This is a genomic window from Vibrio sp. 10N.261.52.A1, from assembly GCF_002876325.1.
Lineage (GTDB): Bacteria > Pseudomonadota > Gammaproteobacteria > Enterobacterales > Vibrionaceae > Vibrio > Vibrio chagasii.
The window spans coordinates 1-1,166 of record NZ_MCYD01001194.1; the positions used below are offsets into that span (position 1 = coordinate 1).

Consider the following 1,166-nt stretch of genomic DNA (forward strand, 5'->3'; position numbering starts at 1 on the left):
CTACCTACTAGTAGGTAGGTTTTAAATTAAGGATTTCATTATGTTTAACACATCTTCTATTGCACTAATTGTTGGCGGTTCTTCTGGTATGGGTAAAGCAACAGCAGAGCGACTGCTTAAGTCTGGTGTGCCTGTAATGATTCTCTCTCATGACAAACAGAATCTTGCTGAAGCAAAATTGGATCTGGAATCAACCACGAATGGTCATGTTGAAACTGCTCAGGTTGATTTATACGACCCTTCTGCTGTTCAAAGCTTTATTGAACAGTTAAATGCAGAAAAACGTCACATTGGCTACTTGGTGAATGCGGCTGGTTTCTTCAAACCTGTCGATTTCCTTGAGCATTCTGAGCAAGATTACGACCTTCAGTTAGATATGAACCGTGCTTTCTTCTTCATTACACAAGCCGTTGCGAAAAATATGAAACAACACGGTGGTGGCGCAATTGTAAACATCGGTTCTATGTGGGCACATCAAGCAATTAAAGCAACGCCTTCTTCAGCTTACTCTATGCAGAAAGCGGCACTACATGCACTGACAAAAAACTTGGCCATTGAACTAGGCGACCACGGTGTACGTGTAAACGCTGTGGCTCCAGCAGTCGTGATGTCGACAATTTATAAGTCATTCATCGCTGAAGACGAGATTGAATCTGCACTACAAGGCTTTAACGATTTCCACCCAATCGGTCGAATTGGTTCTACAGACGATGTTGCTGACGCGATTGAATATCTACTATCGAATAAGTCTTCTTGGGTAACGGGCACGATTCTAAATGTCGATGGCGGCGTGATGGCGGGTCGAAACTAAATTACTTGTCGCCTTCCACGCGGTGTGGGAGGCGCTACATGAATATTAATCACTATAAACAAGAATAATTAAAGGATTTAACATGAGTAATGCACCATTAAATGGCCTTAACTTAGAAGACCTATCAGCTTATACGAAAGTTATTACTGATGATGCAACACAAGCGGTATCTGAATACGGCATTGTTGCTGAATGGAAAGGCGGTGTTCATAGCGAAATTCGCACGTTGAACCAAAAGGTAGGTGGAACAGAAATCGTTAAAGATTTTACTTTCGACGTGGGTGAACCAGAAGAGCTTCTTGGCAATAACGCATACCCTACGCCACAAGATTACCTGTTGGGTGGCATGGCTGGC

1 protein-coding gene and 1 pseudogene are annotated in these 1,166 nt (G+C 42.8%); both read left to right on the top strand.

Annotation, left to right across the window (positions count from 1 at the left end; translation table 11 throughout):
- The first annotated feature begins 40 nt into the window (after positions 1 to 40).
- Positions 41 to 811 (top strand): SDR family oxidoreductase, encoded by a 771-nt coding sequence (locus tag BCT81_RS25435; RefSeq protein ID WP_010647221.1) that lies wholly within the window; start codon positions 41 to 43, stop codon positions 809 to 811.
- Positions 812 to 893: 82 nt separating this feature from the next.
- A pseudogene (locus BCT81_RS25440) lies at positions 894 to 1,166 on the top strand (OsmC family peroxiredoxin); the annotation flags it as partial.

Bases quoted from the DNA above. Each gene is read 5' to 3' on its own strand.
- BCT81_RS25435 (WP_010647221.1), top strand. From the start codon at position 41: ATGTTTAACACATCTTCTATTGCACTAATTGTTGGCGGTTCTTCTGGT.